Source organism: Sulfitobacter sp. R18_1, from assembly GCF_017743915.1.
Taxonomy (GTDB): Bacteria; Pseudomonadota; Alphaproteobacteria; order Rhodobacterales; family Rhodobacteraceae; genus Sulfitobacter; species Sulfitobacter faviae.
The window spans coordinates 1-2587 of record NZ_JAGHRG010000030.1 but is presented as its reverse complement, the minus strand read 5'-3'; the positions used below and the strand labels follow the sequence as shown (position 1 = coordinate 2587).

2 protein-coding genes are annotated in these 2587 nt (G+C 55.9%); one reads left to right on the top strand and one right to left on the bottom strand.

Annotated elements, in window-relative coordinates; all coding sequences use genetic code 11:
- On the top strand, positions 1-887 hold an 887-nt coding region (locus J7392_RS24040; protein ID WP_209219846.1), incomplete at its 5' end, for a tyrosine-type recombinase/integrase.
- Positions 888-928: 41 nt separating this feature from the next.
- Here the strand turns inward: J7392_RS24040 and J7392_RS24035 are convergent.
- Positions 929-1513 carry a terminase small subunit gene (locus tag J7392_RS24035; RefSeq protein WP_209219845.1) on the bottom strand — a complete coding sequence of 195 codons (585 nt, stop codon included), beginning with the start codon at positions 1511-1513 and terminating at the stop codon, positions 929-931.
- Positions 1514-2587 lie beyond the last annotated feature (1074 nt).

Genomic DNA, 2587 nt, shown 5'->3' with positions numbered 1-2587 from the left:
CCCGACCTTACCGAAAATTCACCGATGACCACCGCGCCTTTGATGACGTCCTACGGCGCCTCATGAAGGGCGCGGACGCCACCAAAAGCGCTACCAGAAGTTACACCTCTCCCTGGGACATGACCGCAAGTGTTGCGCAGGTCTGCTCATTTTTGGAAGCCGAAGGCAGGCAAATGGCGCCCTCGACTGTAAGGCGCCGCCTATATGCGATCCGAAAGATTCACAGGCTCTTGGGTCTTGCTGACCCGACACATGACGAAGCGATAAATCTAGCCTACCGCCGGGTGCGCCGCGCTAGACCAGTCCGCCCTCAGCAGGCCCGGGGATTGACTGCTCTGCACCTTGAACGTTTTCTGGCTGTCCAGCCAAAGACACCTTGGGGAATGCGCAACACAGCCATGCTTTCTTTAGGTTATGAACTGATGACCCGCAGATCAGAGCTCGTTGCATTGCGCGACGACGATATCACGCTGCGGAGCGATGGCACTCTTCGAGTACTGATCAGGCGCAGCAAAGCGGATCAAGAAGGTCAAGGGCGCATCGCCTTTACTTCGGCCGATACGGCTTGTCGCGTTTTGGATTGGCAGGCTTGGCGCGGTCCACGCACTGAATGGCTCTTCTGCCCAATCTATCAAGAACGCCCGGTAGATCGCAGCCTCAGCGACACAACTGTCAAGACGGTTGTCAAAACAGCCGCGAAACAGGCCGGCTATTCTCCTGAAGAGGTTCGGGCGTTCAGCGGACACTCTATGCGTGTAGGAGCAGCCCAAGATCTTCTACGCAAAGGCTTCGATACTGCTGCTATCATGAGGGCCGGAGGCTGGAAATCTGTGAATGTGCTCGCACGCTACCTAGAATATGCTGAGCAGAACGTTTGGGAAGCCTGAGACACTACTGACCATACCTCAGATATCGTCGCGGGACTAATTTAAAGCTTCCGTAACGCCACCTGGTCAGCACTCATTTGCGCCGCCCGCGCTGCTCCCAAAAGCTTCCTATCCTCGTTGCGTTTGATGCGAGGGCCGAGCATACCCAGATGTCGCATCAGAAGCTCTAGGAAGTTTAGGCGATCCGCTAGTGAAAGTTTGACCCTATTGCGCCCGCTGTTGTCGGCCCCCGCGTCCACTTTGAGAGACCGCACGAGGCCCTTCCGCCAGACCTCCGGCCACTCAGCGACAGGCTTGAGTTGATTGCTTTCATCATAGATATCGTCAAGATCTGCCTCGAGCAGGTCTCGGGTCCATTTCAAAACTGCCGCTCGCATTTCCTCAGCGCGGCAATGGAGCTCCTCGTTACGGGCCTTAAGTGCGGCTTGAATGTTGCGCTGGTTGAGCAGCTTCATGGCAAGCGCTTTTCCATTCCGTCCCGGAAAGCCGGCAATGCGAAGCGCCTTAACTGGGTCAAAGTCATGGCGGTAGGCTTCGACGAAAATCGCTTGTTGGAGTGTCAGGCGGTACCGCATCGCCCAAAGCGCAACATCGGCGACAACAAGATCACTTGGTTGCATGCTCATGCCGAAAGCCCTCCGATCCCACCATCGCAAAGCAGAGCCTCATAACCCCCGGCCTTCCAGCCAAACCTCGCCACAGCCTCACGAACACTGTTCAATGGGATGCCCGGGTACGCGCTTGTTGGGGAGGACAGATCAGAAACCGGTTCCAAATCGGTTCCTAAGCTTCGTAAATGGATCATCATGGCGCTCCATAGCAAAGGGGCACCCCACAGATGTGTCGGCGCCCGGTTTACAGGCGACCGAAGCACATCATGCGCTAGCGATCTACTTAAACCCTATATGATGTGCCCATCAGGAGCAAGAAGCGGCTTGTCGGATCGTAGGGCCTATACAGATTGCCCGAAAGCTCAAGGAGCATTTCTGAGACGCGGACCGGCGGTTGTCGTTGCGGTGCTTCACAGATTGCCGTCAGGCTTATGTTAATAAGAACTATCTCTCCTGCGCTAATGGCGCAGCGTGCGATCTGACTAGCAGCGAGAAATTACTGATAGCGCCAGCAGACGTAAGCGCCCGATTGTTACCGCCTGCCGCGTGAACCCATAATCACGTAGCTACTGTCGTTATTGTCGTCGTTACTGACGTCGTATGAGATGGGACGAGATATGCGTCATGAAGTGATTGTCGGCGTTGAGCGAAGGCTCCGTTGGCGCGAAGAGGAGAAATTATCGATCCTCGAAAAGGTTGGCTTAAATGGCGCAACGGTCAGTGATGTCGCGCGATGTCATGACATTACACGTCACCATATCTACCAGTGGCGCCAGAAACTTCGGCGTTAAGGGGTTTTGCCGCGGACTTCGGAGACGGTCTTTCTGCCGCTGCCTTTGCCTTCTGGGTCAGAGCAATCAGGAGATCGGCAACCTTTGGAGATCGAAGTCGTGCTTGGAAATGGTCGCAAGCTGAGCTGCGCCAGTGATCTGCCATTCGAGCGCGTCCAGCGACTCATTCGGGCAGTTGAGGCAGCATGATCGTGCCCGGACCCGGTGTCCGTGTGTATCTGGCGTGCGGCGTGACGGGCATGCGCAAAGGGATCGCAGGTTTGTCCGCTATGGCTCAAGATGTATTGCGCCAGAAGCC